Origin of the sequence: Streptomyces sp. XM4193 (genome assembly GCF_023072595.1) — a bacterium.
GTDB lineage: Bacteria > Actinomycetota > Actinomycetes > Streptomycetales > Streptomycetaceae > Streptomyces.
The window spans coordinates 217393-244250 of record NZ_JALLGK010000009.1; the positions used below are offsets into that span (position 1 = coordinate 217393).

The window sequence follows — 26858 nt, forward strand, 5'->3', positions numbered from 1 at the left end:
AGGGACATAAGAACCGCCTAAACGTTTCCTGGTTCTGGCAATGTGCGGTGCTCGCGCTCGGTGTCACGATGACGGCACACCGCAACCGGGTGAAAGGAGAGGGAAGTTGAGTGAGTTCTTCGCCGCGGCGTTGGCGTTTCCCGCCGTGCTCTTCTCCTTCGCCCTGGTCGTGGTGGTCGTCTACTGGCTCGTCGTGCTGGTGGGCGCTGCGGAGGTGGACGCCCTCGACGGGGGTGAGGGCGTCTCCTCCGACGGATCGAGTACCGGCTTCGCGGGTGCGTTCGCCGCGCTCAGGCTGCATGGCGTACCGGTCACGGTCGTACTGTCACTGCTGATCGCGATTGCCTGGTTCGTGTCCCTGGCCGGTGCCGCGCTCTTTGACAGCCTCCTGCTGCGGGTGCTGGTGCTGCCGGTGGCGCTCTTCGCCTCCTGGTCCTCGACTTGGGCGCTGATCCGTCCGCTGCGGCATCTCTCGCACGGTGAAGTCGGCGTCTCGCGCAGCGACTTCGTCGGCCGGGTCTGCATCGTGCGGACCTCCTGGGTGGACAGCCGGTTCGGCCAGGCGGAGGTGGCCGGCGACGACGGTTCGACGGCGATCATCCAGGTCAGACACGAGGGCGGCGTCGGCATCGACGCCGCCGACGGGCTCGTCGCCGGCAGCACCGCGCTGATCTTCGACTACGACGACGAGGGCGAGTTCTTCCGTGTCGCGCCTTTCGACGCGGCACTCGATCCGAACCGGCCACCGGGCTGATCCCGGTCGCCGACCAGTCCAGGCCACATCTCGGGGGGAAATGATGACGGTGGTGATCCACCCGTACACCGCGGCGGCGAGTCCGTCGCCGCGCTCGACGGCCGACGCGGCACGCGTCTTAGCCGGCGCGGCCGGCAGGGCCCGTCCGCGCGGTCGCCGCGAGCGTCCGCCGAGCCGTCGGCGACCAACGGGGCGCTGACCGCGCGGCATCGGGCCGGACTCCGGCCGCGAAGCCGCGAGCGGGACCGCCGGCCTCGACACAGCGGCGTCGCGACACCGCGACACCACGGCGTCGGGGTGCACCCGCAACGTCACACACGCACCCGGCTCCGGCCGGTTGCCTGCGCGGCCGACCGGACGCGTACCCGTACCTCCGGAGCCGGCCGTGCCGTCCCACCCCACCGGTGACGCCCCACCCCACCGGTGAGCCGCAGCACCCGCAGCGTCCGGACGCCGGCAACCGGAGCGCCCCGGCCCGGAGGCCGGCGCCGGCAACCGACCGGCAGCGCACCCGGCGGCTCCGACCGGAGCCGCGGGCGACCCGCAGGCAAGAACAAGCAACAACAAGCAACAGCAACCCGGAAACAGCAACCCGGAAACGACAACCCGGACCACAGCAACACCGCGTCCCCGTACGGCGGTTGCGCACCGGGACCGTCGCGCAGCCGACGGCCCGCACCGCAACCGCACGCCCCAGATTCAAGGGATATCTCCATGGATGCCATCTCGACAGGTCTCGGCGTACTGATCGCCGTCGGCCTGCTCATCGCACTCGCGCTGCTGCTGATCGTCAGCAGACTCTTCCGCAAGGTTCCGCAGGGCAAGGCCCTGATCGTCTCCAAGATGCGCAAGGTCGAGGTCACCTTCACCGGCATGGTGGTGCTGCCGGTGCTGCACAAGGCCGAGGTCATGGACATCTCGGTGAAGACCATCGACATCGAGCGGACCGGCCACGACGGCCTCATCTGCAAGGACAACATCCGCGCGGACATCCGCATCAGCTTCTTCGTCCGGGTCAACAAGACCCGCGAGGACGTCGTGAAGGTCGCCCAGGCGATCGGCACCGAGCGCGCCAGTGACCGCGACACCCTCCAGGAGCTCTTCAACGCGAAGTTCTCCGAGGCGCTGAAGACCGTCGGCAAGCAGCTGGACTTCACCGAGCTCTACACCCACCGCGAGGAGTTCCGGAACCAGATCATCGCCGTCATCGGCACCGACCTGAACGGCTACAGCCTCGAGGACGCGGCGATCGACTACCTGGAGCAGACGCCGCTGCGCAGCCTGGACAAGGACAACATCCTCGACGCACAGGGCATCCGGAAGATCACCGAACTCACCGCGATCGAGCACATCCAGACCAACGAGTTCCAGCGCAACGAGGAGAAGGAGATCACCCGGCAGAACGTCGACGCCCGGGAGGCCGTCCTGGAGCTGGAGCGCCGTCAGGCCGACGCGGAGATCAAGCAGAAGCGCGAGGTCGACACCGTACGGGCCCGCGAGGAGGCCGAGACCGCACGCGTCCAGGCCGAGGAGCGGCTGCGCTCGCACGCCGCGCACATCAAGACCGAGGAGCAGCTCGGCATCCAGAACGAGAACCGCGAGCGCGAGGTCGCCGTCGCCAAGCTCAACCGCGAGCGGGTGGAGGCGATCGAGCGGGAGCGGATCGAGAAGGACCGGCTGCTGGAGGTCATCGCCCGGGACCGGGAGACCGAACTGCGCCGCATCGCCGCCGACAAGGAGGTCGAGGCGGAGAAGCGGGACATCGCCGACGTGGTGCGCGAGCGCATCGCGGTCGAGAAGACCGTCGCGCAGCAGGAGGAGGAGATCAAGAAGCTGCGCACCGTCGAGGAGGCCGAGCGCGAGCGGCAGGCGCTGATCATCGCCGCCGAGGCGCAGGCCCAGGAGCGGCTGGTCAAGGACATCAAGGCCGCCGAGGCCGCCGAGCAGGCCGCCGAGCACCGGGCCGCCGAGGAGCTGACACTCGCCGAGGCGCGGCGCAAGACCGCCGATCTGGACGCCCAGTCCGCGATCCGTGCGGCCGAGGGCAAGCGGGCCCAGGAGGCCGCCGCCGGCCTCGCCGAGGCCGAGGTCCAGGAGCGGATGGCGGACGCCATCGGCAGGACCCGCGCCGTGGAGGCGACCGCCGCCAAGGAGATGGGTCTGGCCGAGGCCGACGCCATGCGCGAGAAGCTGAAGGCCGAGGCCGAGGGCCTGACCGAGAAGGCCGAGGCGATGGCCGCGCTGGACAGCGCCAGCCGGGAGCACGAGGAGTACCGGCTGCGCCTGGAGGCGGAGAAGGACGTGCGGCTGGCCGGGATCGACGTGCACCGGCAGATCGCCGAGGCCCAGGCGACGCTGGTCGGCGCGGGGCTGGAGAAGGCCAACATCGACATCGTCGGTGGCGACTCGGTCTTCTTCGACCGTCTGGTCAACTCCATCTCGGCCGGCAAGGGCGTGGACGCCTTCGTCGCCAACTCCGACTCGGTGCAGAACATGGCCGGGCCGTGGCTGGACAAGGACTCCACCTTCACCAGCGACCTCAGCACGATGGTCGCGGGCCTCGGCGCCTCGGGGATGCGCGATCTGACCCTCTCCGGGCTGCTCGGCCGGCTCATCGCCGCCGAGGGCCCCAACACCGCACAGCTCACCTCGCTGCTGGACGCGGTGCGCGGCACCCCCGCGGCCGAGCTGCCGGTGGCCGCGCTGACCGCCGCGGCAGCGAACGGAGTGCCGGCCCAGAACCGGGGCTGACCCTCCGGCCCCGGTCACGGGAGCGGGGACACACCGCGGACGGGGGTCCGCCGTGCGCGAGAGCGACGGCGGACCCCGCCGCGGGCGGGCCCCGTACGCCCCGCCCGACCCCGGCCGGTACGGGACGCCCCCGGACCTCGGGCGTCGGACCTCGGCGTCGGAAGTCGTCGGTGTCGTCGTCGGCGTCGGAAGTAGTCGGCGCCGGAAGTAGTCGGTGTCGGCGTCGGAAGTCGGCGTTCTCGCGCCTTCGTGCGCAACGTGTAAGCAGAGACGAGGAGTTGGGAAGACGTGAGCACGCAGACGCAGGCCGGCGCGGACACATCCGCCACCGCCGAGGGGCAGGGGCGCGAGTCCGGAAGCAGCCTGGACGCCGGTACCTACGAGGTGCTGCGCGGCCGGATGTCGGGTGCCGCGGCCGAACTCGCGAGCCGGTCCCAGGCACTGAACGCCGAGCGGATGGCGGCCTTCGGCGGCAGCGAGCTCGAACTCATCGGCAACGACCGCATCCGCACCGAGCACAACTGCGTGCCCCGCGACATCGTGCAGGTCGGCGGGTTGATGCTGTTCGGCTACAACGTCCACTTCGGTCTCAAGCAGACCACCGCCGTACGGGACGTCTTCGCGCTCCACCGCTACCACGACGGCCGCTTCGAGGAGGTCGAGGAGAGCACCCTGCCGGGGCTGCTGGACGACGAGCGGTTCCGGCGCGACTTCCTCGACCTCTACCGCTACTACCGCGAGGCCGAACTCCTCCAACTCCGCCGCACCGGGCAGCTGTTGCTGGCGGTCTTCCAGACCGGCGAACGCCTCTCCGACATCCGTGTGCTGCGCTGGCGGATCGCGCCCGACGGCACCCCGGAGTACGTCGACGCCAAGGGCGAGCGCGACCACACCTTCCCGCCCTCCCACGACTTCGAGTGGATCACCACCGGTCGCGAGGACCACGTCCTCGGCCGCCATCCGCACATCTCCATCGAGGGCGAGCTGTTCGTCGAGACGGTGAACGGGACGCTCACCGTCAAGATCGAGGACAACACCGAGTCGGGCGAGGGCATCTACTCCGAGGAGGTCGACGAGCCGCTGCAGTCGCTCGCCGACGCCGAGGTCGCCCATGTGCGCGTCGGCCCGCTGATCCTGCTGCGGGTGCTGCCCTACAAGGAGACCGTCCACCGCTACCTGGTCTTCAACCGGCGCTCCAAGGAGGTCGTGCGCCTGGACGGAATCGGGCTCTCCTGCCAGCGGCTGCCCGAGGACCAGGGCATCATCTTCCCCGGCGGCTACTACCTCACCACCGCACCCGCGGGCTCGGCCGCCCGCACCTTCGACACCGACACCGCGGACCTGGAGTTCGAGTCGGTGGTCCGCTCGCCCAACGGCGAGGATGTGCTCTACGTCTTCCACGCGCGCGCCGAGGGCCGCACCCTGCTGCTGCCCTACAACCTCATCCGCAAGGAGGTCGCGGCACCGATCCCCTCGCACGGCTACTCGCTCTTCGAGGACGGCACCATGGCCGTCTTCCGGGCGCTCAGCGACGAGCCGACCCGGGTGCACCCGATGCAGCTGTGGCAGACGCCCTACCTCTCCGACTCCTACGCCGCGGCGCAGCCCGAGGGCACCGGCCCGCTCACCAGGGTCGGCAACGCCGAGCTGGTGCGCGGCATCTCCGACTCGCTCTCGGTGGCCCGGATGGCCGACGAGATGGCGCCCAGCGTCGCGGTGTTCGAAGCGATCGTCGCCGCCTGCGGCCGGGTCGCGGACACGTACTACTGGCTCACCGACGAGGGGTTGCACGGGCTCGACGAGCCGTTGGAGACCCTGCGCCGGACCGCCGAGCAGGTCATCGACGAGTTCGAGCGGGTCGAGGAGCTGCGCGCCCAGTCGCGGACGGCGGTGGCCGAGGCGACCGCCGAGGTCACCACCCTGGTACGGCGTGCCAGGGGCGAGGCGCCGGGCGGCGCCACCGCCTGGGTCGTGCTGCTGACCGAACTGCGCCGCGCCCAGGGCGGCGTGGAGTCGCTGCGCGAGCTGCGGTACGTCGACGTCGAGCAGATCGACGCGCTCACCGCCGAGTTGACCGCCTCGCTGGAGTCGACCGGTCGCAGAGCGGTCGCCCACCTCTCCCGCGCCGACGCCTTCGACGACACCCGTGCGGCGGTCGAGGAACTGACCCGGCGGGCCTCGGAGGCCGCCACCGTCGCGGACGCCGACCCGCTGGGCGAGCAGATCGGCGAGCACGCCGAGGGCCTGCGCACCGTCACCGACGTGGTCGGTGGCCTCGACATCGCCGACGCGACCGTGCGCACCGACCTGCTGGAGCGCATCGGTGAGATGACGGGCCTGGTCAACCGCGCCCGCGCGGTGCTCGACGGGCGCCGCAAGGAGCTGCTGGAGAGCGAGGGCAGGGCGGAGTTCTCCGCCGAGTTCGCGCTGCTGGGGCAGGCCGTCGCCGGCGCGCTCGCGGCCTCCGGCACACCCGAGGAGTGCGACGAGCAACTGGGCCGGCTGCTGCTCCAGTTGGAGAACCTGGAGTCGCGGTTCGGCGCCTTCGACGACTTCCTCGCCCGGCTCACCGAGCAGCGCGAGGAGATCTACGAGACCTTCTCCGCCCGCAAACAGGCCCAGCTGGACGAACGCGCCCGGCACGCCGAGCGGTTGGTGCAGTCGGCCGAACGCATCCTGGGCACCGTCTCCCGCCGCTCCGGCACCCTGACCACACTCGACGAGGTCAACGCCTACTTCGCCACCGACCCGCTGGTGGCCAAGGTCCGGGACACCGCCGAAGAGCTGCGCACGCTCGGCGACACGGTGCGCGGCGAGGAGCTGGACGGCCGACTCAAGGCCGCGCGCCAGGAAGCGGCCCGCAGCCTGCGCGACCGTGCCGACCTCTACGACGCCGAGGGCACCGTACGGCTGGGTCGGCACCGCTTCGGCGTGAACACCCAGCCCATCGACCTCACCCTGGTGCCGCAGGACGGTGCGCTCGCCTTCGCCGTCACCGGCACCGACTACCGTGCGCCGGTCGACGACCCGGCCTTCGAGGGGACCAGGGACTTCTGGGACCAGCCGCTGGTCTCGGAGTCGCCGCAGGTCTACCGGGCGGAGCATCTGGCCGCGTCCGTGCTGGCCGCCGTCGGGCCCGACCGGCTGCGCGAGGCGGCGCGGACCGAGGGCGGGGTGGCCGCGCTCATCCGCGAGCAGGCCGAGTCCGCGTACGACGAGGGATACGACCGCGGCGTCCACGACCACGACGCGGCGGCCGTGCTGACCGCGGTACTGGGCCTGGGCGAGGCCGCCGACCTGCTGCGCTTCACCCCCGAGGTGCGCGGCGCGGCCCAGCTGTTCTGGGCCTACGGCACCTGTGAGGAGGACCGCAGGGCGTGGACGACCCGCGCCCACTCGCTGGCCCGAGCCCGCAGCGCGTTCGGCCCCGGTCCGGCCGTCGCGCAGCTGGCGGGCGAACTCGGCGCGGCGGCCGGCGAGTTCGTCGCCGCCGCGGGCCTGAGCGTCACCGGCCCCGGGAACGCGGGCCCCGGGCAGGCGGACGCCGGCGAGCTTCGCGGCTGTGAGGGAGACGGCCGCGACGAGGAGAACCTCGGCAGCTATCTCTTCGAGGAACTGGCCTCCGGCAGACCGCAGTTCGCCACCTCCGCGACCGCCCGCGCGTTCCTCGCCGACTTCCGCTCGGCGCTGGGCGGCCCGCAGTCGGCGCAGGCCGAGGAGTTCGCCGCGGACCTGAGGGCACTCGGCACGGACCTGACGGCGCGCCACCAGCTCGCGCTGGCCTGGCTCTCCTCGTTCGCCGAGGCCCGGAGCGCGCCGACCGGCGACCTTCCGGAAGCCGCCGCGCTGGAGCTGTGCGGCGAGGAGCTGGACCGACGCGACATCGACGCACCGGTGCAGACCACCGTCACCGGGCTGCTCGGCTCGCACCGCCGGATCAGCGGCGGCGAACTCCCGCTGCGGCTCGACGAGTTCCTCGCCCGCACGCACCGGTTCCGCACCCGCCGGGTGCCGGCGCACCGTGCGTACACCCGTGCCCGCAACGCCCTGCTCACCGCGGAGCGGGAGCGGCTGCGGCTGGACGCCTTCACCCCGCAGGTGATGTCCGCCTTCGTGCGCAACCGCCTCATCGACGAGGTCTACCTTCCGCTGATCGGCGACAACCTGGCCAAGCAGCTCGGCACGGCCGGGACGGAACGCCGCACCGACAGCCAGGGCCTGCTGCTCCTGCTCTCCCCTCCCGGCTACGGCAAGACGACGCTGATGGAGTACGTCGCCTCCCGGCTCGGGCTGGTGCTGGTCAAGGTGGACGGCCCGGCGCTCGGCTACCACACCACCTCGCTGGACCCGGCCGCCGCACCCGACGCGGCTGCCCGGCGCGAGGTGGAGAAGATCAACTTCGCGCTGGAGATGGGCAACAACGTCTTCCTCTACCTCGACGACATCCAGCACACCTCGCCCGAACTCCTCCAGAAGTTCATCCCGCTCTGCGACGCCCAGCGCCGTATCGACGGCGTCGCCACCGCCGACGGCCGGGCACGCACCTTCGACCTGCGCGGCAAGCGCTTCGCGGTCTGCATGGCCGGCAACCCCTTCACCTCCACCGGCGCTCGCTTCCGCGTCCCCGACATGCTCGCCAACCGCGCCGACGTCTGGAACCTCGGCGACGTCCTCTCCGGCAAGGAGAACGTCTTCGCGCTCAGCCACATCGAGAACGCCCTCACCTCCAACCCCGTGCTCTCCCCGCTCGCCGCGCGCGACCGCGCCGACATCGACCTGCTGGTGCGCCTCGCCGACGGCGACGAGAGCGCCCAGGCCGACCGGCTGGCGCACCCGTACACCCCCGCGGACCTGGAGCAGATCCTCGCGGTGCTGCGGAAGCTGCTGTACGTCCAGCGCACGACGCTGCGGGTCAACGCCGCCTACATCGCCTCGGCGACCATGGACGACGCCGACCGCACCGAACCGCCGTTCCGGCTCCAGGGCTCGTACCGCAACACCAACAAGCTGGCCGAACGCATCGTGCCGGTGATGAACGACCAGGAGCTGGAAGCGCTGATCGACGACCACTACCTGGGCGAGGCGCAGACCCTCACCGCCGGGGCGGAGGCCAACCTGCTCAAACTCGCCGAGCTGCGCGGGCGGTTGGACCCCGAGCGGGCCGCGCGCTGGAAGGAGATCAAGCACACCTGGGCGAGCGGCCGACAGGCGTAGAGCGACGGCGACGGACCGCTCCGGGGCGGGCCTCCGCGCCGGAGCGGGCCCGCCGGCCCGGGTTCGGGTTCGTGCGGTGTCGGCGGGCGGTGCGGGGCGGTTGGCGGTGTTCGCGAGCCGGGCGGTGTGGCCGCGGCTCGCGGCAGCCGCCCGGCGTCGACTGTCAACCACGCCAAACGGGGGAGGGAAGACGGCAATCGAAGGGGCGTGGTCGGGAGGAAAGTCATGGCATGGTTCGCCCATTATTGACATGTCCGATACATCTAGCGGACGTTGTCGCCCATGTTGAGACGAATCCTCACCTCCTTCCTCACCGCGGTGCTGCTCGCGGCCTCGGCACTGACCGTCACGGTCGCCACGGCCGGCACGGCGAGCGCCGACGGCTGCTACACCTGGAACCGCACCCTCAAGCAGGGCGCGTCCGGCGCCGACGTCACCCAGCTGCAGATCCGAGTCGCCGGCTACCCGGGGACCGGCAACGTCCTCGCGATCGACGGCAGTTACGGTCCCGCCACGGCTGCCGCGGTCAAGCGGTTCCAGTCCGCGTACGGGCTCGCCGCCGACGGAATCGCCGGCCCGAACACCTTCTCCAAGATCTACGCGTTGCAGAACAACGACTGCTCGCCGGCGAACTTCGCCTTCTCCGAGCTCAACCGCTGCAACTCCACCTGGGCGGGCGGCAGGGTCAGCGCGGCGCAGGCAAAGGAGAACGCCAAGCGCACCATGTGGAAGCTCCAGGCGCTGCGGCACGCCCTGGGTGACAAGTCCATCCGCATCACCAGCGGTTTCCGCTCCGCCACCTGCAACGCCAACGTCGGCGGCTCGCCCAACAGCCGGCACATGTACGGCCACGCCGCGGACCTCGGAGTCTCGCCGCACAGCCTGTGCACGCTCGCCAAGGCCGCCCGCAACCACGGCTTCAACACCATCCTCGGCCCGGGCTACCCCGACCACAACGACCACGTCCACCTCGACCACAAGAGCGGACGCACCTGGTCCGCCCCCAACTGCGGTATCTGAGCCGCGAGTCGGCCGTCGTGCCGCCCCGGACCGAAGGGGCGGCACGACGGCCGGCGACGGCTGCGGCACCGCCCCGCGCGGTGCCGCAGCCGTACGGGCCGTCTCCCGCAGCCGTACGGGCCGGCGACCGGACCCGGCGAGCGCCGCGTTCGTCGGGCTGCGGAAGGTGTCTGAGCTCGGGCGCGCGAACGTGCTCGCGCTCGCGGCACGCCGCGGCGGCGTCGGTCAGCGGGGGCTGAGGCGAACGACCTTGCCCTCGGCGTTCGCGGCGAGGTAGCCGCCGCCGTACTCGTCCGACAGGTAGAGCCGCAGCTCCAACTCCTCGGTGGACATGCTGTGGTCCACGATCAGATAGCGGCTCTGCGGGTTGTCCACGTTCAGGTCCTGCTCGGCGCGACGCCACAACGAGGGCAGCGCCGACCAGTCGACCTTCCCGAGGTCGACGATCTCACCGGTGACCATGCCGCCCGGAGTGGCGGAGGGGTCCGGCGCGTTGGCGGGGTGGTAGCTGACCCGGTCGTAGCGCTTCGGATCGTCCTTGAGGGGCGTGTCCGCGGAGATGTGGGAATCGTGGAAGCTCGCCCGGATCACCCGGGTGCCGCCCGACGCCTCGCGCAGCACCCGCACCGCGTCCTTCGCGCCCTGCTCGGTGTAGAAGGGCCCGCGGAACGCGGAGGCGGCGTCCTCCGCGACATCCGGGGCCTTGGCGTCGTCGTCGTCCGAACCGCCGGGCTCCCCGGAACCGCCGGGCGGCGGTGTGCTGGACGGGGAGTCGGTCGGCGCGGCCGAGTCGGAACCCGAGTCGCCGACGATCTTCGGAAGGACCAGGAAGCCCAGCAGAGCGGTCGCGGTCACCACAGGACCTGCCAGGAAGGCGCCGATCCGCAGGCGTCGCCTCGCCCGCTCGGCGCGCTCCGGGTCCTGCCCACCGGGCACCGCGGCGGACGGCGGCGCGGACGGTGCCGCGCCCGAGGGCCCACCGCTGTCGGGCGAACCGGCAGGCGGGCGCGGGGACTTGCGGAACGACGTCGGCACGACGTCCTCGGGCTCGCCCGCCGCGCTGCCCCGCCGCGCACCGCTGTCGGTCGCGCTGTACCCCGCCGCACCGCCTGCTGCCGCACTGCCCGCTGCCCCGCTGCCGTCGCGGACGCTGTTCGCGGCTCCGGGGACGGGGCGGCGGGGCGCGGCGGCGGTCGGTGCCGACTCGGGCCCCGGGACGGACCCGACAGCGCCGCCATCCGTTCTGGGCGGTCCCTGCGGGCTGACGGCCCGTCTGCGCGCGGCCCCGCCCGGCACCGCGTCCTGCCGGGTGTGCGGGCGGCCGTCTCCGGAAGACCCGTCCGCCGACGCCGTCCCGCGTCCGCCCTCGGTGGCCGGGAGCGAGGCGGGAGTGAGGTTCCAGGTCCCGTGGTGTGCGGTCGGGGCGCCGCTCTCGGCATCGGCGAGCAGCCGGTCGAGCTCCTCGGCCTCCGGACGGTCGCCGGGCTCGCGGGTGAGCAGCGCCCCCAGCACGCCGTGCAGCGAACCGGCCCGCTCCGGCGGCGGTATCGGAGCGTCGAGCACCGCCGCCAGGGTCGCCAGCGCGGTGCTGCGGCGCAGCGGATGGTCCCCCTCGACCGCGACATAGAGCATCATTCCCAGCGACCAGAGGTCGGAGGCCGGGTCGCCCTCCCGGCCGCGGATGCGCTCGGGCGCGATGTAGTCGGGCGAGCCGATCAACTCGCCGGTGGCGGTGAGACTGGCGGACTCGCGCACCGCGGCGATGCCGAAGTCGGTCAGCACCGGGGTGCTTTCGGTGCGCAGCAGCACATTGGCCGGCTTCACGTCGCGGTGCAGCACGCCCTCCGCGTGCGCGGCACGCAGCGCGGCGAGCACACCCCGGCCGATGGTCGCCGCCTGCTCGGGCGCCAACGTCCCCCGGTCCAGGCGGTCCTGGAGGGAGCCGCCGCGCACCAGCTCCATGACCAGCCACGGGTGGGCCACCTCGGCGGAGGTGACGATGTGGTGGATGGTCACGACGTTCGGGTGCTGGAGGCGGGCGAGTGAACGCGCCTCGCGCAGCACCCGCTCGCGGAGCATCCGGGCGGCGCTGGGATCGGACTCCAGGAGCAGCGGATCGGGCGGCCGCACCTCCTTGAGCGCCACCTCGCGCTGCAACTCCAGATCGAGGGCGCGCCACACCAGCCCCATCCCACCGCCGCCGAGCCGCTCACCGAGCTCGAAACGGCCGTCGATCACCCGCCCTGCGGGCCCCCCTGCGCTCATGGGGCTCAGCGTACGGCGCGGGTGTGACACCGGCACCGGCAGCGGGCCGTCATCGCCGCAACAGGCAAACCCGCGCCCGTGGCAGAGGGGCCGTCCGGCGGCGCGGGCGCGAACCCGGCCCCGACCCGCGGCTGTTGACGCGCGGGCTCACGGCCCGCTGCCTCACGGCGCGCTGCCTCACGGCCCGCTGCCTCACCGGCGGGCTGCCTGCCTCACCAGTCGCGCTCGGCGACCAGCGCCTCGGGGTCGGCGTCCGGGAAGCCGTAGGCCGAGGCGACGAAGAAGAAGTCCTCGCAGATCGCCTCGCGCGCGATGGTCTCTATCTCGCTGCCCGCGGCGTGGAAATCCTCCTCCAGCGCGTTGAACCGCTCGGTCGCCACCGCCGTCAGCTCGTAGAGCGCCGCCTCGTCGGCGGGCGGCGTCTCCTCGATCGCCGTGCACAGATCCAGCAGGATGCCGTTGCCCTTGTCCAGCACGTGGTCGGGGTAGTAGGAGTCGCTGTACATCTCGCGCAGGAAGGCGTGGCTGAGGATCTTGTCGTTGGTGATGGGCATGAGTCCCCCTGGTGTGCGCGGTGGTGAGGAAGCGCGGCCACCGTCCGCGCGAGGGGCGCAGCGGCAGCACACGACGAGCCGTACGCGGACGAACCCCGTACCGGCCGACAACCATGCTGCCCCCTGCCACTGACAATCGGCCGGGCCCGGACGGGGGTCGCCCCGTCGCGCTGTGGAAGCTCCGGCAGCACGGGCGTCTGCCGGGCCGGGAGAGGCGTACCGTCCGGCCGCACGTCCCGACCCGGGCCGGACGGTCGTCCGCGCTGGGGGAGCGGGCGGCCAACTCATAGGGTGGTGGCCGACGTTCGGAGGTCGAACGTGTCGGAGCAGCCGATCTGGAGGCAGCCGCGATGGAACCGCTCCAGCCCGGAGACCCCGCGCGCGTAGGGGCGTACCGGCTCATGGGCAGGCTCGGGGCGGGCGGGATGGGCCGGGTCTACCTGGCGCGTTCCGCGGGCGGCCGCACCGTCGCCGTGAAGGTCGTGCGCCCCGAACTGGCCGAGGACCCGGGCTTCCGCGAGCGGTTCCGCCGCGAGGTGCAGATCGCCGGAGCGGTGTCGGGGCGGCGCACCGCCCCGGTGGTGGACGCCGACCCGGACGCCGCGCCGCCCCAACTTCCGTGGCTGGCCACCCAGTACGTGACCGGCCCCTCTCTCGCCGAGGTCATCCGCCGCCACGGCGCACTGCCGGAACGCACCGTCCGCGCACTGGGGGCCGGACTGGCCGAGGCGCTGCACGAAATCCATGCCGCCGGCCTGGTGCACCGCGATCTGAAGCCGTCCAACGTGCTGTTGGCGGCGGACGCCCCGCGGGTCATCGACTTCGGTATCGCGCGAGCGGTGGACGGGGACCGGCTGACGCGCACCGGTTCGCTCGTCGGTTCGCCCGGCTTCATGTCGCCGGAGCAGGCCGAGGGCCGGCAGGTCGGGCCGCCCGCCGACATCTTCTCCCTGGGCACCGTGCTCTGTTACGCCGCGACCGGGCAGAACGCCTTTGGGGACAGCTCGCCCGCGGCGCTCCTCTACCAGATCGCCCATGCCGAACCGGATCTGAGCCGGGTGCCCGACTCGCTGCGCGCCCTGCTCGCCGCCTGCCTGGCCAAGGACCCGAGCGTCCGGCCGAGCGCCGAGCAGATCGCCGAGCACTGCCTGCCGGCACAGGGAGAGCGCGAGTTCGGCGACTGGTTGCCCGGCGCCGTCTCCTCCACCATCGCCACGCTCGCCTCCCGCATCCTCGATCTGGAAGCTCCTCCCGAAGCGCCGCAGCCGGGCGGCGGGGGCGATGGGGTCGGCGGGCCGGGGGAGCCGAACTCGTCCGGCCCGGCGTCAGGTTCCGGAGCCGACGTTGTTTCCGGTGCCGGTGCCGGTGCTGGAGCGTCGGGCGGCCCGGAGGGCGGGGCGAACGAACGTACGGCGATGCTCCGCCTCCCGTCCCGGGCCCCGTCCGAACCCGGCAGCCGTGTCCCGGACCCCCGTACCCCCGCCCCGTACCGCGGCACCCGGTCGGACGCCGTCCTGCCCGGCGGGGCGCAGCCGCCGAACTCCGGTTCGTACCAGTGGAGTTCGACCCCGGGCACTTCCTCCTCCGGCGGCTTCACCGGACCCACGAACGGACCCGCAACCGGACCCACGAACGGAACCGAACCCGTCACCGACGCGGTGCCCGACACCGGACCCGACACGGAGACGCCGCAGAGCAGAAGCGCCTCCCGCCGCCGGTTCCTGCTCGCGGCGGCCGGGCTCGCCGGTGTCGTGACGAGCGCCGTCGGCGGGGCGTGGCTGCTGAGCGGTGACGGTTCGGCCGAGGGCAGGAGCGGTGGCGACGACGGCGGGCCCGACGACGGGCGGAAGCCCTCCGACACCGAGGAGTTCGCCACCCCGCCTGCCGGTGTCGCTCCCGCCCCGCTGTGGCTCGCCCGGCTGGAGGAGGGCAGCCTCGCCCCCGCCAACCCGGTCGTCGTCGGCGACGTGGTGGCCGTCGGCGGGATGCCGGTGCGCGGTGTGCACACCCGCACCGGCCGGGAGACCTGGCGACGCGGACGTTCGGAGGACTCCCAGCTCAGCCGGTTCCATCTGGTCGGCGAGGTGGCGTACCAGGGGCTCTTCGGCTCCGACGGGTACGCCTTGACCGGCGTCGACCTGCGCACCGGCAAGGAGACCTGGCGCACCCAACTGCCGGAGAAGCTGCGTTCGCCCCGCGTCGTGGCGGCCGACCGGCGGCAACTGTACTTCTACAGCAGGCAGTTCGACGGCGACCTCGGAAACCGCGACCAGAAGCAGGACTGGGGTGCCGTGGACATCGAGTCGGGCAAACCGGCGTGGACCGTACCCCGCGACATCTCCCGCTCCGAGGTCGGCATGGTCGCCCTCGCAGCGGGCGACTGCCTGGTCGTCTGCGAGGACGAGCGCGTTCTGACCGTCCGCAGCACCGAGGACGGCAGCGAGCTGTGGAGCCGCAGGATCGAGGGCGCGGTCCAGCCGGTGGTCGCCGGGGACAGACTGCTGCTGCACGGCGACGAGTTGGTGGCCCACCGGCTGCGCACCGGCGAGAAGCTGTGGTCGCTCTCGCCCAACGGGCGACGCGGCTTCGGCGTCCCCACGGCGATCGACGACGCTCTCTACCTCTTCGACTTCGACCAGGGACTGTGGAAGGTCGACCCCGAGACCGGCAACCGGCTCGCGATGCAGGAGAGCCTGGGCGGACGAGCACGCGGTGACACGGTGGTCAAGGTCGGAGAAAGTCTCTACGTCGCCTCCTCGGCGCTCGGCACCGGAATCACGGCGATCGACATCCGGACCCTGGAACGCCGTTGGACCTACAACGACGGTGAGCGCGGCGGTCCCTGGTACATGGCCGTGGCGGGCCGCCGACTCATCGTGCTGCACAACGAGCGCCTGGTGGCCCTGCCCGCGGTCTGAGCCGGACACCCCGCACCGGCTGCCCGTCACGGCCATCCGTCCCCCGACGCTCGTCCCCCGAAGCTCGGCCAGCCGGGGCGGGCGGTCCCGCGGGCGCTGCGATTCGGGAGTGCGACACGGGAGTGCGACACGGGCGCGCGGGCGGTCGGCGTGGTGCGATACGGGCGTGTGGGCGGTTTCGGGCGTGTGGTGCGGTTCAGGCCGTCCCGCGCCACCTGCGGTACGCGGATAACCGGTTGCGCGGCGGCCCGCCGCGGGCGGACGCTGCCCGCATGTCCACCACGCCGCCACCTGCCGCCCCGCCCGTCGACCCGTCCGCGGGTCCGCTCTCCGACTCGCCCGCCGCTCCGCTGGCGAACCACTTCCGCGACGGCCGGTTGGTCAACATCCCGCGCAAGCAGGCCCGTCGGGCCGCCCTGCTGGACCATCTCGCGCGGACGCTCTTCGCCCCGGACCGCGAGTACGCCGAACAGGCCGTCAACGACGCCCTGTCGACCGTGCACGACGACCACGCGGCCCTGCGGCGCTATCTCGTGGAGGGCGGGCTGCTGGTGCGTACGCGGGACGGTTCGAGCTACCGCCGCGCGACGGACGGCCGCACGGGCTGAACACGCCGCGGAAGCCGCGCCCCTGCCGGCTCGTACGCCGCGTGCCGAGCGACGCCCGCGTGCCGTGCGAGGCCCGCGTGCCGTGCGAAGCCCGGCCCGTACGACGCCCGCGTGCCGTGCGAAGCCCGGCCCGTACGACGCCCGCGTGCCGTGCGAAGCCCGGCCCGTACGAGGCCCGCGTGCCGTGCGCCGCGCACCGCACGAGGCAGGGGTGCGCCTACGGCGTACGGCGGCTCGGCCCCTCGCGGAGGCATTCGCGCTCCGGGATAGGCGCGCCGTGCGGCGTGCGTGAGGGTGCGCGGGCGCAGGGACGCCGCCGGCGCCATACGGTGTCCTACGGTGTCCGGGCGGCGCCGAGTCAGCCGACGGTCACCTTGAGGATGCGCCCGGACGCTTCGGTGACGAAGAGCTGCCGCGCGGGATCGTGGCCCCCGAAGCCCTCGGGCGTACGGACGCTGGTGGGCATCAGGACTCTGTCGGTGAGGGTGCAGCTCTCACCGGTCGCGGGGTCGAGCCTGATCAGCTCGCCGCTGAGGAACGCGGTCACCACGAGGTCGCCGTCGAAGCCGACGAGATCGTCGAGGACCTTCAGGTCCAGGGGGCCCGGGCCGAGCTCGGCGACCTTCTCGTGTGCCGACGGTTCGTCGAGCGGCACCCGTACCACGCTCGCCCTCAGATCGATGATCACGCTTGCGTAGAGCTGGTCGCCGACGATCTCGACGCCGTTGGTGCCGAAGACGTCGGCGGCCTTCGTCCACTGCTCGTCCACGGTCCCGTCCGCACGGACCTTGAGGATGTTCGTCGAGAAGTGACGGCCGACGTAGAGGTTGCCCTCAGCGTCCACGGCCAGCCCGTTGACGTCCGTGAGGCCGTCGGCGAAGGTCTCCGCCCTCGGCGCCCCGTCACTCGGATCGAAGCGCACGACACGGTCCGAACCAGGAGCCAGCAGGCCGGAGTTGACGTACATCAGACCGTCCGGGCCGACGCGGATGCCGCCCGGCGACGCGATCTTCACGCTCTTGCGCACCGTCCCGTCGGGAGTGTGTCCCTCGACCACGCCTCGGGTGGTGTGCGAGACCCACATCAGACCGCGTCGGTCGAAGTCGAGGTTCTCCCTCCAGTCCAGCACCGGGACCCCGCCCTTGCGGAAGACCTCCACCTTCACCGGCTCGGCGCACGCGCCCCGTGCCGCGTGCGCGCCGGTACCGCCGTCCCTCGCACTCGCGCCGGCCGGTGCTCCAACCGCCCCTGCCACCAGCAGAGTTGCCGCCATCACCACTGAACGTATTCGCATGGCCACATGTCTGTGCCCGTACTCCGGGCGTCCGCCACTCAGCCGTCTCACAAAAAAGACAGCGCTGTTCATCATCCTCGCGCGCACCTGCCGAGGCAGGTGGGAGAAGGGCGGAGGTGAAGCGCTCCGGCCCGCCGATGCCGGTGGCGGGCTCACGCCCCTGCCGCTCGGGTTTCCGTGCCGTGTGCGTCGGGTGAGCCGACTGCGTTCGATGAGTTGGCTGCGTTCGATGAGCCGGGTGCGCCGGGTGCGGCTGGTCCGCGTGCGGCCCAGTCGTCGGCGAGAAGTCCGAAGAGCACCTGGTCGTGAAAGGCGCCGAGCGCCCATGCGGAGGAACGGGTCAGGCCCTCACGGACGAAGCCGTTGCGCTCGGCGGAACGCCGCATCGCCGTGTTGTCCGCCAGCGTCTCGATCTGAAGCCGTCGCAGTCCGCGCACCACGAACGCGTAGTGGCACAGCACCGCGACCACGTCCGTGCCGTACCCCCGGCCGCGCGCCGACGGCAGCAGCCCGACTCCGATGTGCGCGGAGCGGTTGTGCTCGTCGATGCCCCACAGGGTCGCCATCCCGGCCAGGGCGCCGCCCGTCAGCTCCACCACGGAGAACTTCACCAGTTGGGGCGACGGTTCGCCCTCGGTGAGGAGCGGGTCCCCGGCATCGGAGCCGAGCGGTCGCCAGGGGCTGCCGTGGGCGCGGGAGAAGTGGACGACGTCGTTGAACAACTCCCTGCGCAGAACCGGTACGTCCTCCTCGTACCGGGCCCTGAGCCCGACCCTGTCACCTCTGAGCATCCGCTGCCCTCTCCTCTCTGTGCGTACGTCTCCACGGGCGTGTGCGCCGCCGTGCGCACGGGCTCGTGTGTGCCCGCGCGTACGTGCCCGTGTGCGTGCGGGTGGGCGCATGTGCACGCACGCGGCGACCGGACGCACGGTCCGTCAACACGGCGTCGGCGGCGGTTGCTTCTCCGGCACCAGGCCCGCGAGCAGGTCGTCCGAGGCGGGGTAGGGGCGCTCCTCGGGCAGCAGTGCGGCTGCGGCCTCGGCGTCGCCCGCGCGCAGGTGGGCGTGCACTTCGTGCGCGAGCGCCGTCACATCGCTCACGGCGACGATCCACTCGTCCGCGAACCGCTCGGCGGCCTCACCCCCGAGGCCGAGTTGCAGCGACCGATGCGGCAACGCCCGCAGATGCAGGTCCCGTTCGGGGTCCCACTGCACACGGGCGGGCCGGCTGTTCAACAGGCGCCGCCACTCCTCGGGGCGGTGGTGCACGTCCGCCCGGTAGTGCGACAGGCAGGCGTTGCGCAGCGCCCAGTCGAAGCCGTCGCGGCTGATCTCCAGGGCCAACACGGTCTCCTGGTCCCGCTTGGCGGCCCAGCCGCAGCGGTACATCATCCACAGGAACGACGGTTTGATCCAGGTCATCCGCTCGCGCTTCCACGCGTCCGGGAACCGTCCGTCCCTCGCCGTCGGCAGGCCGATGTGCGGCGCGTACGCCTGGTACACGGTGATGGTCCGCTCCGAATTCACCGCTCGTATCTGGTGTTTGGGGATCTCCTCCACGCAGCCACGATCCCCCGCGCACCGCTGCGGCAGCCACCGAATTACCACTCGCCGGGCCGACGGAGGACTGCCCGGGGGCCGCCCGTCCGGTCCGTACGGGTACGGCCGGCAGGCAGGTGTGCGCGGGCCCGGGCGGTCGCCCGGAGCGCGCCGCCCCGCCGTAGCGTGGAGCGGGAACCACAGCGGCCCCCACCGGTCCGCGGAGAGTGCGGGAGGACCCATGACGCGGTATCTGATCTCCTTCGACGACGGCGCGATGGACATTTCGGCGGAAGACCTCCCCGAGGTGGCCGCGGCGGCGACCGAGGTGGTGCGGCAGGCGCGGGACGCCGGCGCATGGGTCTTCGGCGGCGGTCTGGAGAGCCAGCGCGCGAGTCTGGTCTCCGTCGACGGCGCGGTCGCCGACGGCCCGTATCCGGAGACCAAGGCGGTGCTCGGCGGCTTCGCGGTGCTCGAACTCCCCTCGCGGGAGGAGGCGTTGGTGTGGGCGGGCAGGCTTGCTGCCGCGTGCCGCTGCACACAGGAGGTCCGCGAGTTCCTGCCCGAACCGGGGGCCTGAGCAGCGGCCTGAGCGCGGCTGAGTCGGGGCCTGCGAACGGGCCGGGACGGACGGCGCCGGAGGGTGGCGCCGGAGGGTGACCGCGGGGTGGGTCGCCGGCGGGGAGCTGTCGACGGCTCTTCGCGGGCGGGCGGGTGGTGGAGCGGTGGGTCGAGGGAACGCCACCCAACTGGTGGGCACGCCCCGGAGGTCGGGCTCCCGGCCCTACGGCTCCGACCGGCGCTGTCCGGTGGTGCTGCCTTCCTGCTCGGCGTTTTCCTCCACGGTGGAGGGCACGTGGGTGATCAAGTCCCCGGGTTGGCAGTTCAGGACTTCGCAGATGGCCGCGAGGGTGGAGAAGCGAATTGCCTTGGCTCTCCTGTTCTTGAGCACGGACAGGTTGACGACGGTGATGCCGACGCGCGTGGACAGCTCGGTCAGCGTCATCCCGCGTTCGTCCAGCAGTCGGTCCAGGTGGATGCGGATCGCGTCCGGTTCTTCGTCGGGGGGCATCAGACGGTCCCTTCGAGGTCCTCTCGCATGCGCGTCCCCTCGCGCATGATCCTCCCCATGATCACTGCTGCCAAGCCGGCGAGGACCAGAATCATCGGCCCGGACAGCTCGGGGCCCGTGTCGGTGATCACGGGGACCATGCTTCCGACGAGCCAGGACTGCGACCAGCCGACGGTGAGCCCGGCCACCGGTGTGCCGAGTGCGACGAGCCAACCGAGGACCGTGAGCCGCCTTGACACCGCCTCGGTGAACGGCCCCTGCTCCACCACGTCCTTGAGCAGCCGGGAGAACAGCAGCAGCGCCAGGCAGCCGATCAACAGCCAGGGCAGTACGTTCCCGAGGTCCGCGGCGCGCTGGGCGACCGACGGGCTGCTCTGGCAGAGACGGGTCGCGCTGCCGGACGCCGTGACGCCCTCGCCGATGGGCAGGCCGCCGGTCATCGAGGCGTTCTGCCAGAAGGTCGTCTCCGTGCAGATGTCCCCGTCGTCCCCGATGCGCATGAGCGCCGCTCCGGCGAAGGCGACGCCGCACAGCACCGCGAGCCCGTAGGTCAGCGAGGCCAGGACCCTCGTCATTCGGGTGTTCATCGCACGCCCCTCCCTATCGATTTTCGATATGCCGAGCGTACGCGACCATATCGATAATCGACAACCCCCGTCTTTGTGGGGCGCGGCTGTGCGGAGAGCGGCGCGGGGCGGCGTTGTCAGTGCCCGGTGTCAGAATCCGCGGTATGGCCGAGTGGTGGGCGTTGGCGCCGGACGGGGCCGGTGGCGCGTTCCTCGCGCCGCTGGGGCCCGGTGGCCGCGCGCCCGCCGACGGCGGAGTGCTGCGCGAGTCGGACCTGGTCGCCGCGGTGCGCTCCAGGCCGGAGGTGCGCTGGGTCTGGCGCTCGACGGAGGAGGTCTACCCGCCGCTGCTGGCCGCGGGGGTGTGGGTGGAGCGGTGTTACGACGTGGAGGTCGCCGAGCAGTTGCTCCTCGGGCACGAGGGGAGGTTGGGCGAGCCGCGTTCGGCGGCTGCCGCCTGGGCGCGGTTGCGCGGAGGTCCGGTGCCGGACGATCCGCCGCCCCGCGCGGTCGCACCCGGCGCGCAGTCCTCGCTCTTCGATCCGCACGGCGGCAGCGGGTTGCCCCTGCCGCGTCTGCTGGAGGTCTTCGCCGAGCAGCGCCGAAGATCGGAGGCCGTCGAGCACCCCGGGCGGATGCGGCTGCTGTTGGCCGCCGAGTCGGCCGGGATGCTGGTGGCCGCGGAGATGAACGCGGCGGGGCTGCCCTGGCGCGCGGACGTGCACCGCGAGGTGCTGCACGAGCTGCTGGGCGAGCGGTACGCGGGCGGTGGTGAGCCCCGTCGTCTGGCGGAGCTGGCGGACGAGGTCTCCGCGGCCTTCGGTCGCCGGGTGCGGCCGGACCTGCCCGCCGATGTGCTGAAGGCGTTCGCCGAGGCCGGCGTCAGGCTGAAGTCCACCCGGCGCTGGGAGTTGGCCGAGGTCGACCATCCCGCGGTGGCACCGCTGATCGCGTACAAGAAGCTGTACCGCGTGTATGTGGCGCACGGTTGGAGCTGGATCCAGGACTGGGTGCGCGAGGGCCGGTTCCGTCCCGGCTACCAGCCCGGCGGCACCGTCACCGGCCGCTGGACCACCAACGGCGGGGGTGCGTTGCAGATTCCCCGGGTGATCCGCCGAGCCGTCGTCGCCGACGAGGGCTGGTCGCTGGTTGTGGCGGACGCCGCGCAGTTGGAGCCGCGAGTGCTCGCCGCGATGTCCGGCGACCGCGCGCTGATGGAGGTCGCCGCCGACACCGGCGACCTCTACACCGCACTGTCCTACCGCACTGCCCTCGGCGACCGCGACCAGGCCAAACTGGCACTGCTGGGCGCCGTGTACGGCCAGACCTCGGGCGACGGGCTGAAGAACCTCGCCGCGCTGCGCCGCCGTTTCCCCCTGGCGGTCGGCTGCGTGGACGAGGCCGCGCGTGCGGGGGAGGAGGGCAGGCTCGTACGCAGTCGGCTCGGCCGCACCTGCCCGCCCGCCGTCCGCGTCCGGGGTCTCGACGAGCCGGCGGGCGAGGCCCCGGACGACGCCTGGAGTGCGCGGGACGCGCTCGCGGAAGTCGGCCGATCGGCAGAAGCCGACGGGGAGTTCACCCCGGGCTATGCCTCCATGAACCCGCGCGCCCGGGGCCGCTTCACCCGGAACTTCGTGGTGCAGGCCAGCGCGTCGGAGTGGGCTGTGATGATGCTCGCCGCGCTCCGGCGAAGTCTGCGCGGGATGCGCGCGGAGATCGTCTTCTTCCAGCACGACGAGGTCATCGTGCACTGCCCCCGGGAGGAGGCGGGCGAGGTCGCCGAGGCCGTCGACGCCGCGGGGGTGTCCGCGGCGGAGGCGATGTTCGGCCCGACGCCGGTCCGGTTCCCCTTCACGATCGCCACCGTCCGCCACTACTCCGAGGCGCGCTGAACCCCGGTCGGCCGCACGGCCGTTCGCCCTGCGGTCGCACGCGCCCGTCGGTCCGCGTGTGGGCGTGTGCGCGTGTGCGCGTCGGGCGGTGCGAAGAACGGCCGTCTCGTTGAAAGCCGAGCCGCACGCCGAAAGTAGAGCCGCACGCCGCACGCCGTACGTCAGCGGGCCGATTCGCCGTTGCGTGCGGCCGGGTCCGAACCTGCTGCCGTGCGCGCCGACTCGGCTCGGACCGGTGCCGCGCGCGGGCTGCCGGGCCCGGACCTGCGTCGTGCTGCCGGGCCCGGACATGCGTCGTGGCTGTCCGCGGTGTGCACGGACAGCCACGAGGCCGGGGAGGAAGTGCCCTGCTGTTGGCGCGGGGCGTGGCGCGGGACGTCGCGGCCGATTCGACCGCGAGCGTGCCGCTGATGCTGCTTCAGCGGGCCCGTTCAGGGGCCCGAGTGGTTACTTCACGGCCCACAGCAGCGGGTTGACCATGCCGTAGGCGAGCTTCGTCGGCTCCTTGCCCTCGTCCATGAGGAAGGTGGTGCACAGGGTCGCCTTGGTGCCCTTCTTCCACTCCAGCTCCCGGTCCTTCTCGGGGCAACCGCCCTTGAGCGGCTGGCCGCCGATGGCGATGAAGCGGCTGCCGGGCTTGCCCTCGGCGTCGAGCACGGCGGTGGTGCTGTTGAGGTCCGTGCCCGGGCGGATCTCGCCGGTCTGCTCGGTGATCTCGTACGTGAAGTACGCGTACACCGGGTACTTGCCCTTGACCTTGTCGGCGCTGAAGCCGGCCGCGGTCAGGTCGGCGTTCTCGCCGGTGTCGACCTTGTCCGCGGTGATCTTGGCCTTGAGGGTGCCATCGCCCCGGTTGATCTCCTTCTCCTCCGGAGCGGCCTGGCCGAGGGTCAGGTCGCCGGTGTTGGCGGGCGCCTCCTCGGTCGGCTCGTCGGTGGCGTCGTCGCTGTCGTCCGAGCCCGAGGTGTCGCTGCTCTCGCTGCTGGACTTGTCGTTCTTCTTGTCCCCGGAGTCGTCACCGTCGTCGGAACCGCACGCGGTGAGTGCGAGGGTCAGTGCCGCGACCGGAGCGATGGCGCGGAGCAGTGTCTTCCTGCGGTGTGTCATGGTGGGTTCCTCCCCGTTTTGGTGATTTCGAGCGTTGCGTCCGTTGTGAAATCTCCGTCGGTACGCAGTCGTTGAGCTTAGGTGACGGTCTTCGGTCGCTCGGACACAGCCCTGTCACTGTTCTGTACGCATCCTCGTGATCCCGCGACGACGGCCGCACAGTGAGTGACGTGCGGGTTTTCTGCTGCTCGGGGTGCTTCTCCGCTCTGTGCGGCGCACGAGTGGCAGGAGGCTGTCAGGTGGTGCCGGGTGTGAGGGGGCGCGTGTGAACGTGGTGCGCGGACGTCCTGCCGAAAGCGGCGACTGCCTGCTCTCACCTGCTGTGACGTGCGTCGCGTCCGGGTAGTTAAGGTGTGGCGACCGCGAGCGGGTAGAGGGTCTTCGCGGCGGGGTGACAAAGGGGGACATTCATGGAGCCGCTTCAGGCGGGGGAGCCGACCGAGGTCGGTTCCCACCAACTGCTGGGTCGTCTGGGCTCGGGTGGTTTCGGACCGGTGTACCTCGCCCGCTCGGCCGAGGGCCGCACTGTCGCGCTCAAGGTCGCACACCCCCGGGTCGCCGAGGACGCCGACGTACGGACCGGGCTGCGCGCCGAGTTCGCCGCTGCCACCCGTATCGGCCCGGTCCGGTGCGCGCAGCCCGTGGTCGCCGCCGACGCGGATGCCGAACTCCCCTGGATATCCTCCGAGTTCGTCGCGGCGCCCACGCTGGAGGCGCTCGTCGAACGACACGGGCCGCTGCCCGAGCGGACGGTGCGCGCACTGGGCGCGGGGCTGGCCGCGGCGCTCGCCGACCTCCACCACGCAGGCTCGCTGCACCGCGACCTCAAGCCCTCGAACGTACTGATCACCCCCGAGGGCCCGCGTCTGATCGACCACGGCCTGGCCCGTGCGGTCGACGGAGAGCAGATCGACAAGGCCGCCCTGATCGTCGGCTCGCCCGGCTACCTCTCACCGGAGTTGGCGCGCGGCAAAGAGTCGGGCCCCGCGGGCGAGGTGTTCTCGCTCGGTGCGGTGCTTGCCTACGCCGCCACCGCACGCCCGCCCTTCGACGGAAGCACGACGGCCGCGCTGCTCTACCACGTCGCGCACGGCAAACCCGATCTCGCCGGGGCGCCGGAAGGGCTGCGCGAGGTGCTGAAGGACTGCCTCAGCCGCAAGCCGGGCCCCCGCCCGACCCCGGACGAGCTGGCCGATCGGCTTCAAGCCGGGGGCGCGGACGGGGCGTTCACGGACTGGCTGTCCGCCGAGGTGGCCGAGGACCTGAACGCACTGACGGACGAGGTGTCGGCCGGGACCGCCGGGGACGCCTCCGGTGCGGGCGCCCCCGGAGCCACCGCCGCACCCGGCTCGGGCGAGGCGGTCACCGTTGCACTGGCCGCGGGGGCCGCGCCGACCTCCGCACCCGCGGCCCCGGCCGCCGGTGCGCCGACCTCCGGGACTCAAGCCGAAACTTCCTCCCCGGCTCCGTCCGCCACCGAGACCTCCGACGTGCCGGACGCCCCGACGGCACCTGCGACGGAAGCCGCCCCGGCCCCGGGCGACACGACGGAGAGCGGTGCCGCACCGGGCGGTGCCGCACCGGAGGGCGGGTCGACTCCCGTACCGCCGAAGCGGGTTGACGGTCCCGTGCCGGAGGGCGGGCCCCGTCCCGGCGGAGCCGAACCGCCGACCCTCCCGCTCGGCACACGCCGCCAGTCACTCGACCCCTCGCCGGGCCCGGCTTCCGCATCCCCTGCCGCTCCCGGTGCGCCCGTGCCCCGCACCTCCGCGCCCGGTGCGCCCGTGTCTGCGGGGACGCCCGCGCACGGCGTTCCGCTCGCCGCCGCGGGCCCGGCCTCCGTCGCGAGTCCGCCCCCGATCGCCGGAGGCAGTGCCCAGCAGCCCGCTCCCGACGCGCGCGCCGGAGTCTCCCGCCGACGGGTGCTGGGGATCGCCGCCGGGGTCATCGGTGTCGGTGCGCTCGCCGCGGGCGCCGCCGCGGCCTTCCTGCCCGCGGACGGCGGCACCTCGAACGAGTCGGCCGCCGCGCCGCCCGCCCCGGACGCGGCGCCCACCGCGAATCCCTCTGCCGAGAGCTACCCCACTCCACCGCCCGGCACCGCGCCCGAACCGCTGTGGTCCACCCGGCTCGACGGGCGTGAACTGGCGCGCTCGCGCGGCATGTTCGCGCAGGACGACCTCGTCTTCCTGCCCGGCTCCCCGATGCGGGTGATCGAGGTCCGCAGCAGCAAGCCGGCCTGGAACTCCCAGGATCTGTCCGCCGCCTACGGGCGGACCGGCTACGTCACGGCCAAGGGCATGGTTTTCTTCGCCGGCCCGGAGCGGGACGGCACGCTCGTCGCGGTGTCCGCGCGATCCGGCAAGGAGGTGTGGACGGCGCATCCGGGCAACGGACTCTCGGCCAGGGCGCCGCTCGCCGCCGACGACCAGTACCTCTACGCCGTCGCCGACATCGAGGGCGCCAGCGTGAACGGCGGCAGCACGGCCCTGTGCGCGCTGCCGCTGGACGGTTCGCGCGGGGCGCTGTGGCACAAGCCCCTGGACCTCAGGGCCGGCAACGGCAGTTCGCACGCGGTGGCGACCACCACGGGTTTTCTCGCGCACGGAATGGAGGACGACACCGTCACCGTCCGGGAGTCGGAGACCGGGCGGCAGCTCTGGCAGACCCGGGCCGCGACGGGGCGGGCGAGCCCCGTTCCGTTCATCCACGAGGACGTCCTGCTGCTCGGCGGTCCCGAGCTGCGCGCCCACCACCTGGTCACCGGAAAGGAGTTGTGGCGCCACCAGCCGCGCCACTCCTCCGGTTTCCGTACGCCGGCCGCGTTCAAGGGCGGCTTCGGTCACGTCTTCGAGGACGACGGGACGCTCTGGCGCCTGGAGGTGCGAACCGGCCGCCCGCAGTGGGTCCGGCCCGCGACGGACGGCGCTCCGGCGGGCGACGAGATGGTTCAGAGGTACGGGACGCTCTACGTCGCCTCCGCGGAGGGCAAGGGGGTCACCGCCTTCTCCCTCCGCGACGGAGCGCCCCGCTGGACCTTCCGCGACGAGGGTTCCGCCGCGGACTCCTGGCATGTGGCGCTGGCCGGCCCGCGCCTCCTCGCCCGGCACGGCACGACTCTGTACTGCCTCCCCGCCGTGTGAACCCAGCCGCACCCGCAGCACCGGCGGCCACCGCGCCGCATGCCCGTACGAGCTCGCACCCGGCGAGACCGAACGCCGGCCGAGCGTCTGCCGAACGCCGGCCGCGCCGCTCGACCGCTGCCGGCGCCCGACAAGGCGGGCGGACGTTTCCGGCAGCCGGTG

Annotated in this window: 16 protein-coding genes and 1 pseudogene; 9 read left to right on the forward strand and 8 right to left on the reverse strand. The window is 72.6% G+C overall.

All coding sequences use genetic code 11. The annotated features are described in order from the left end of the window. The first annotated feature begins 106 nt into the window (after positions 1-106). The 4 genes from MTQ01_RS21840 (at position 107) to MTQ01_RS21855 (ending at position 9739) form a co-directional block, all read left to right on the forward strand. The gene (locus MTQ01_RS21840) at positions 107-754 is read left to right on the forward strand and encodes a DUF1449 domain-containing protein (RefSeq protein WP_247492489.1); all 648 of its coding nucleotides are present in this window, start codon (positions 107-109) and stop codon (positions 752-754) included. 714 nt (positions 755-1468) lie between these two features. Next, positions 1469-3505, forward strand: coding sequence for a flotillin family protein (locus tag MTQ01_RS21845; protein WP_247492490.1), 2037 nt, complete (start codon positions 1469-1471; stop codon positions 3503-3505). Between the two features lie 399 nt (positions 3506-3904). After that, positions 3905-8719: a DNA repair ATPase gene (locus MTQ01_RS21850; protein ID WP_247492560.1), complete on the forward strand. Its 4815-nt coding sequence runs from the start codon at positions 3905-3907 to the stop codon at positions 8717-8719. A gap of 282 nt (positions 8720-9001) precedes the next feature. Further along, positions 9002-9739: a D-Ala-D-Ala carboxypeptidase family metallohydrolase gene (locus MTQ01_RS21855; RefSeq protein ID WP_247492491.1), complete on the forward strand. Its 738-nt coding sequence runs from the start codon at positions 9002-9004 to the stop codon at positions 9737-9739. 225 nt (positions 9740-9964) lie between these two features. Here the strand turns inward: MTQ01_RS21855 and MTQ01_RS21860 are convergent, their stop codons facing one another. Both MTQ01_RS21860 and MTQ01_RS21865 read right to left on the reverse strand, forming a co-directional pair. Beyond that, the gene (locus tag MTQ01_RS21860) at positions 9965-12004 is read right to left on the reverse strand and encodes a serine/threonine-protein kinase (protein ID WP_247492492.1); all 2040 of its coding nucleotides are present in this window, start codon (positions 12002-12004) and stop codon (positions 9965-9967) included. A gap of 212 nt (positions 12005-12216) precedes the next feature. Next, positions 12217-12558 carry a DUF5713 family protein gene (locus MTQ01_RS21865; protein ID WP_247492493.1) on the reverse strand — a complete coding sequence of 114 codons (342 nt, stop codon included), beginning with the start codon at positions 12556-12558 and terminating at the stop codon, positions 12217-12219. A 350-nt stretch (positions 12559-12908) separates the two neighbouring features. Between MTQ01_RS21865 and MTQ01_RS21870 the strand changes: the two genes are divergently transcribed. Continuing rightward, positions 12909-15476, forward strand: coding sequence for a protein kinase (locus MTQ01_RS21870; RefSeq protein ID WP_247492494.1), 2568 nt, complete (start codon positions 12909-12911; stop codon positions 15474-15476). Positions 15477-15748: 272 nt separating this feature from the next. Next, positions 15749-16084, forward strand: coding sequence for a DUF2087 domain-containing protein (locus MTQ01_RS21875; protein WP_247492495.1), 336 nt, complete (start codon positions 15749-15751; stop codon positions 16082-16084). Between the two features lie 358 nt (positions 16085-16442). Here MTQ01_RS21875 and MTQ01_RS21880 read toward each other — a convergent pair whose 3' ends face one another. The 3 genes and pseudogenes from MTQ01_RS21880 to MTQ01_RS21890 form a co-directional block, all read right to left on the reverse strand. Then, positions 16443-17378: an SMP-30/gluconolactonase/LRE family protein gene (locus tag MTQ01_RS21880; RefSeq protein WP_247492497.1), complete on the reverse strand. Its 936-nt coding sequence runs from the start codon at positions 17376-17378 to the stop codon at positions 16443-16445. Positions 17379-17647: 269 nt separating this feature from the next. After that, positions 17648-18169, reverse strand: a pseudogene (locus MTQ01_RS21885) (GNAT family N-acetyltransferase); the annotation flags it as partial. A gap of 144 nt (positions 18170-18313) precedes the next feature. Further along, on the reverse strand, positions 18314-18937 hold the full coding sequence (locus MTQ01_RS21890) for a DUF4291 domain-containing protein (protein ID WP_247492498.1): 624 nt from the start codon (positions 18935-18937) through the stop codon (positions 18314-18316). Between the two features lie 220 nt (positions 18938-19157). On the opposite strand from MTQ01_RS21890, the gene MTQ01_RS21895 reads away from it, so the two are divergent. Then, positions 19158-19496, forward strand: coding sequence for a YciI family protein (locus MTQ01_RS21895; RefSeq protein WP_247492499.1), 339 nt, complete (start codon positions 19158-19160; stop codon positions 19494-19496). A gap of 204 nt (positions 19497-19700) precedes the next feature. Here MTQ01_RS21895 and MTQ01_RS21900 read toward each other — a convergent pair whose 3' ends face one another. Both MTQ01_RS21900 and MTQ01_RS21905 read right to left on the reverse strand, forming a co-directional pair. Then, positions 19701-19988: a helix-turn-helix transcriptional regulator gene (locus MTQ01_RS21900; protein ID WP_247492500.1), complete on the reverse strand. Its 288-nt coding sequence runs from the start codon at positions 19986-19988 to the stop codon at positions 19701-19703. Further along, on the reverse strand, positions 19988-20575 hold the full coding sequence (locus tag MTQ01_RS21905; protein WP_247492501.1) for a DUF2975 domain-containing protein: 588 nt from the start codon (positions 20573-20575) through the stop codon (positions 19988-19990). The genes MTQ01_RS21900 and MTQ01_RS21905 overlap by 1 nt, the downstream gene beginning before the upstream one ends. 143 nt (positions 20576-20718) lie before the next feature. Between MTQ01_RS21905 and MTQ01_RS21910 the strand changes: the two genes are divergently transcribed. Next, a complete protein-coding gene (locus tag MTQ01_RS21910; protein ID WP_247492502.1) occupies positions 20719-22446 on the forward strand; it encodes a bifunctional 3'-5' exonuclease/DNA polymerase in 1728 nt (575 codons plus the stop codon). A gap of 447 nt (positions 22447-22893) precedes the next feature. On the opposite strand, the gene MTQ01_RS21915 is transcribed toward MTQ01_RS21910, so the two are convergent. Next, positions 22894-23553, reverse strand: coding sequence for a hypothetical protein (locus MTQ01_RS21915; RefSeq protein ID WP_247492503.1), 660 nt, complete (start codon positions 23551-23553; stop codon positions 22894-22896). A gap of 410 nt (positions 23554-23963) precedes the next feature. Here MTQ01_RS21915 and MTQ01_RS21920 point away from each other — a divergent pair, with 410 nt between their 5' ends. Continuing rightward, complete coding sequence (locus MTQ01_RS21920; protein WP_247492504.1) at positions 23964-26696, forward strand: PQQ-binding-like beta-propeller repeat protein; 2733 nt, start codon at positions 23964-23966, stop codon at positions 26694-26696. The last annotated feature ends 162 nt before the right edge of the window (positions 26697-26858 follow it).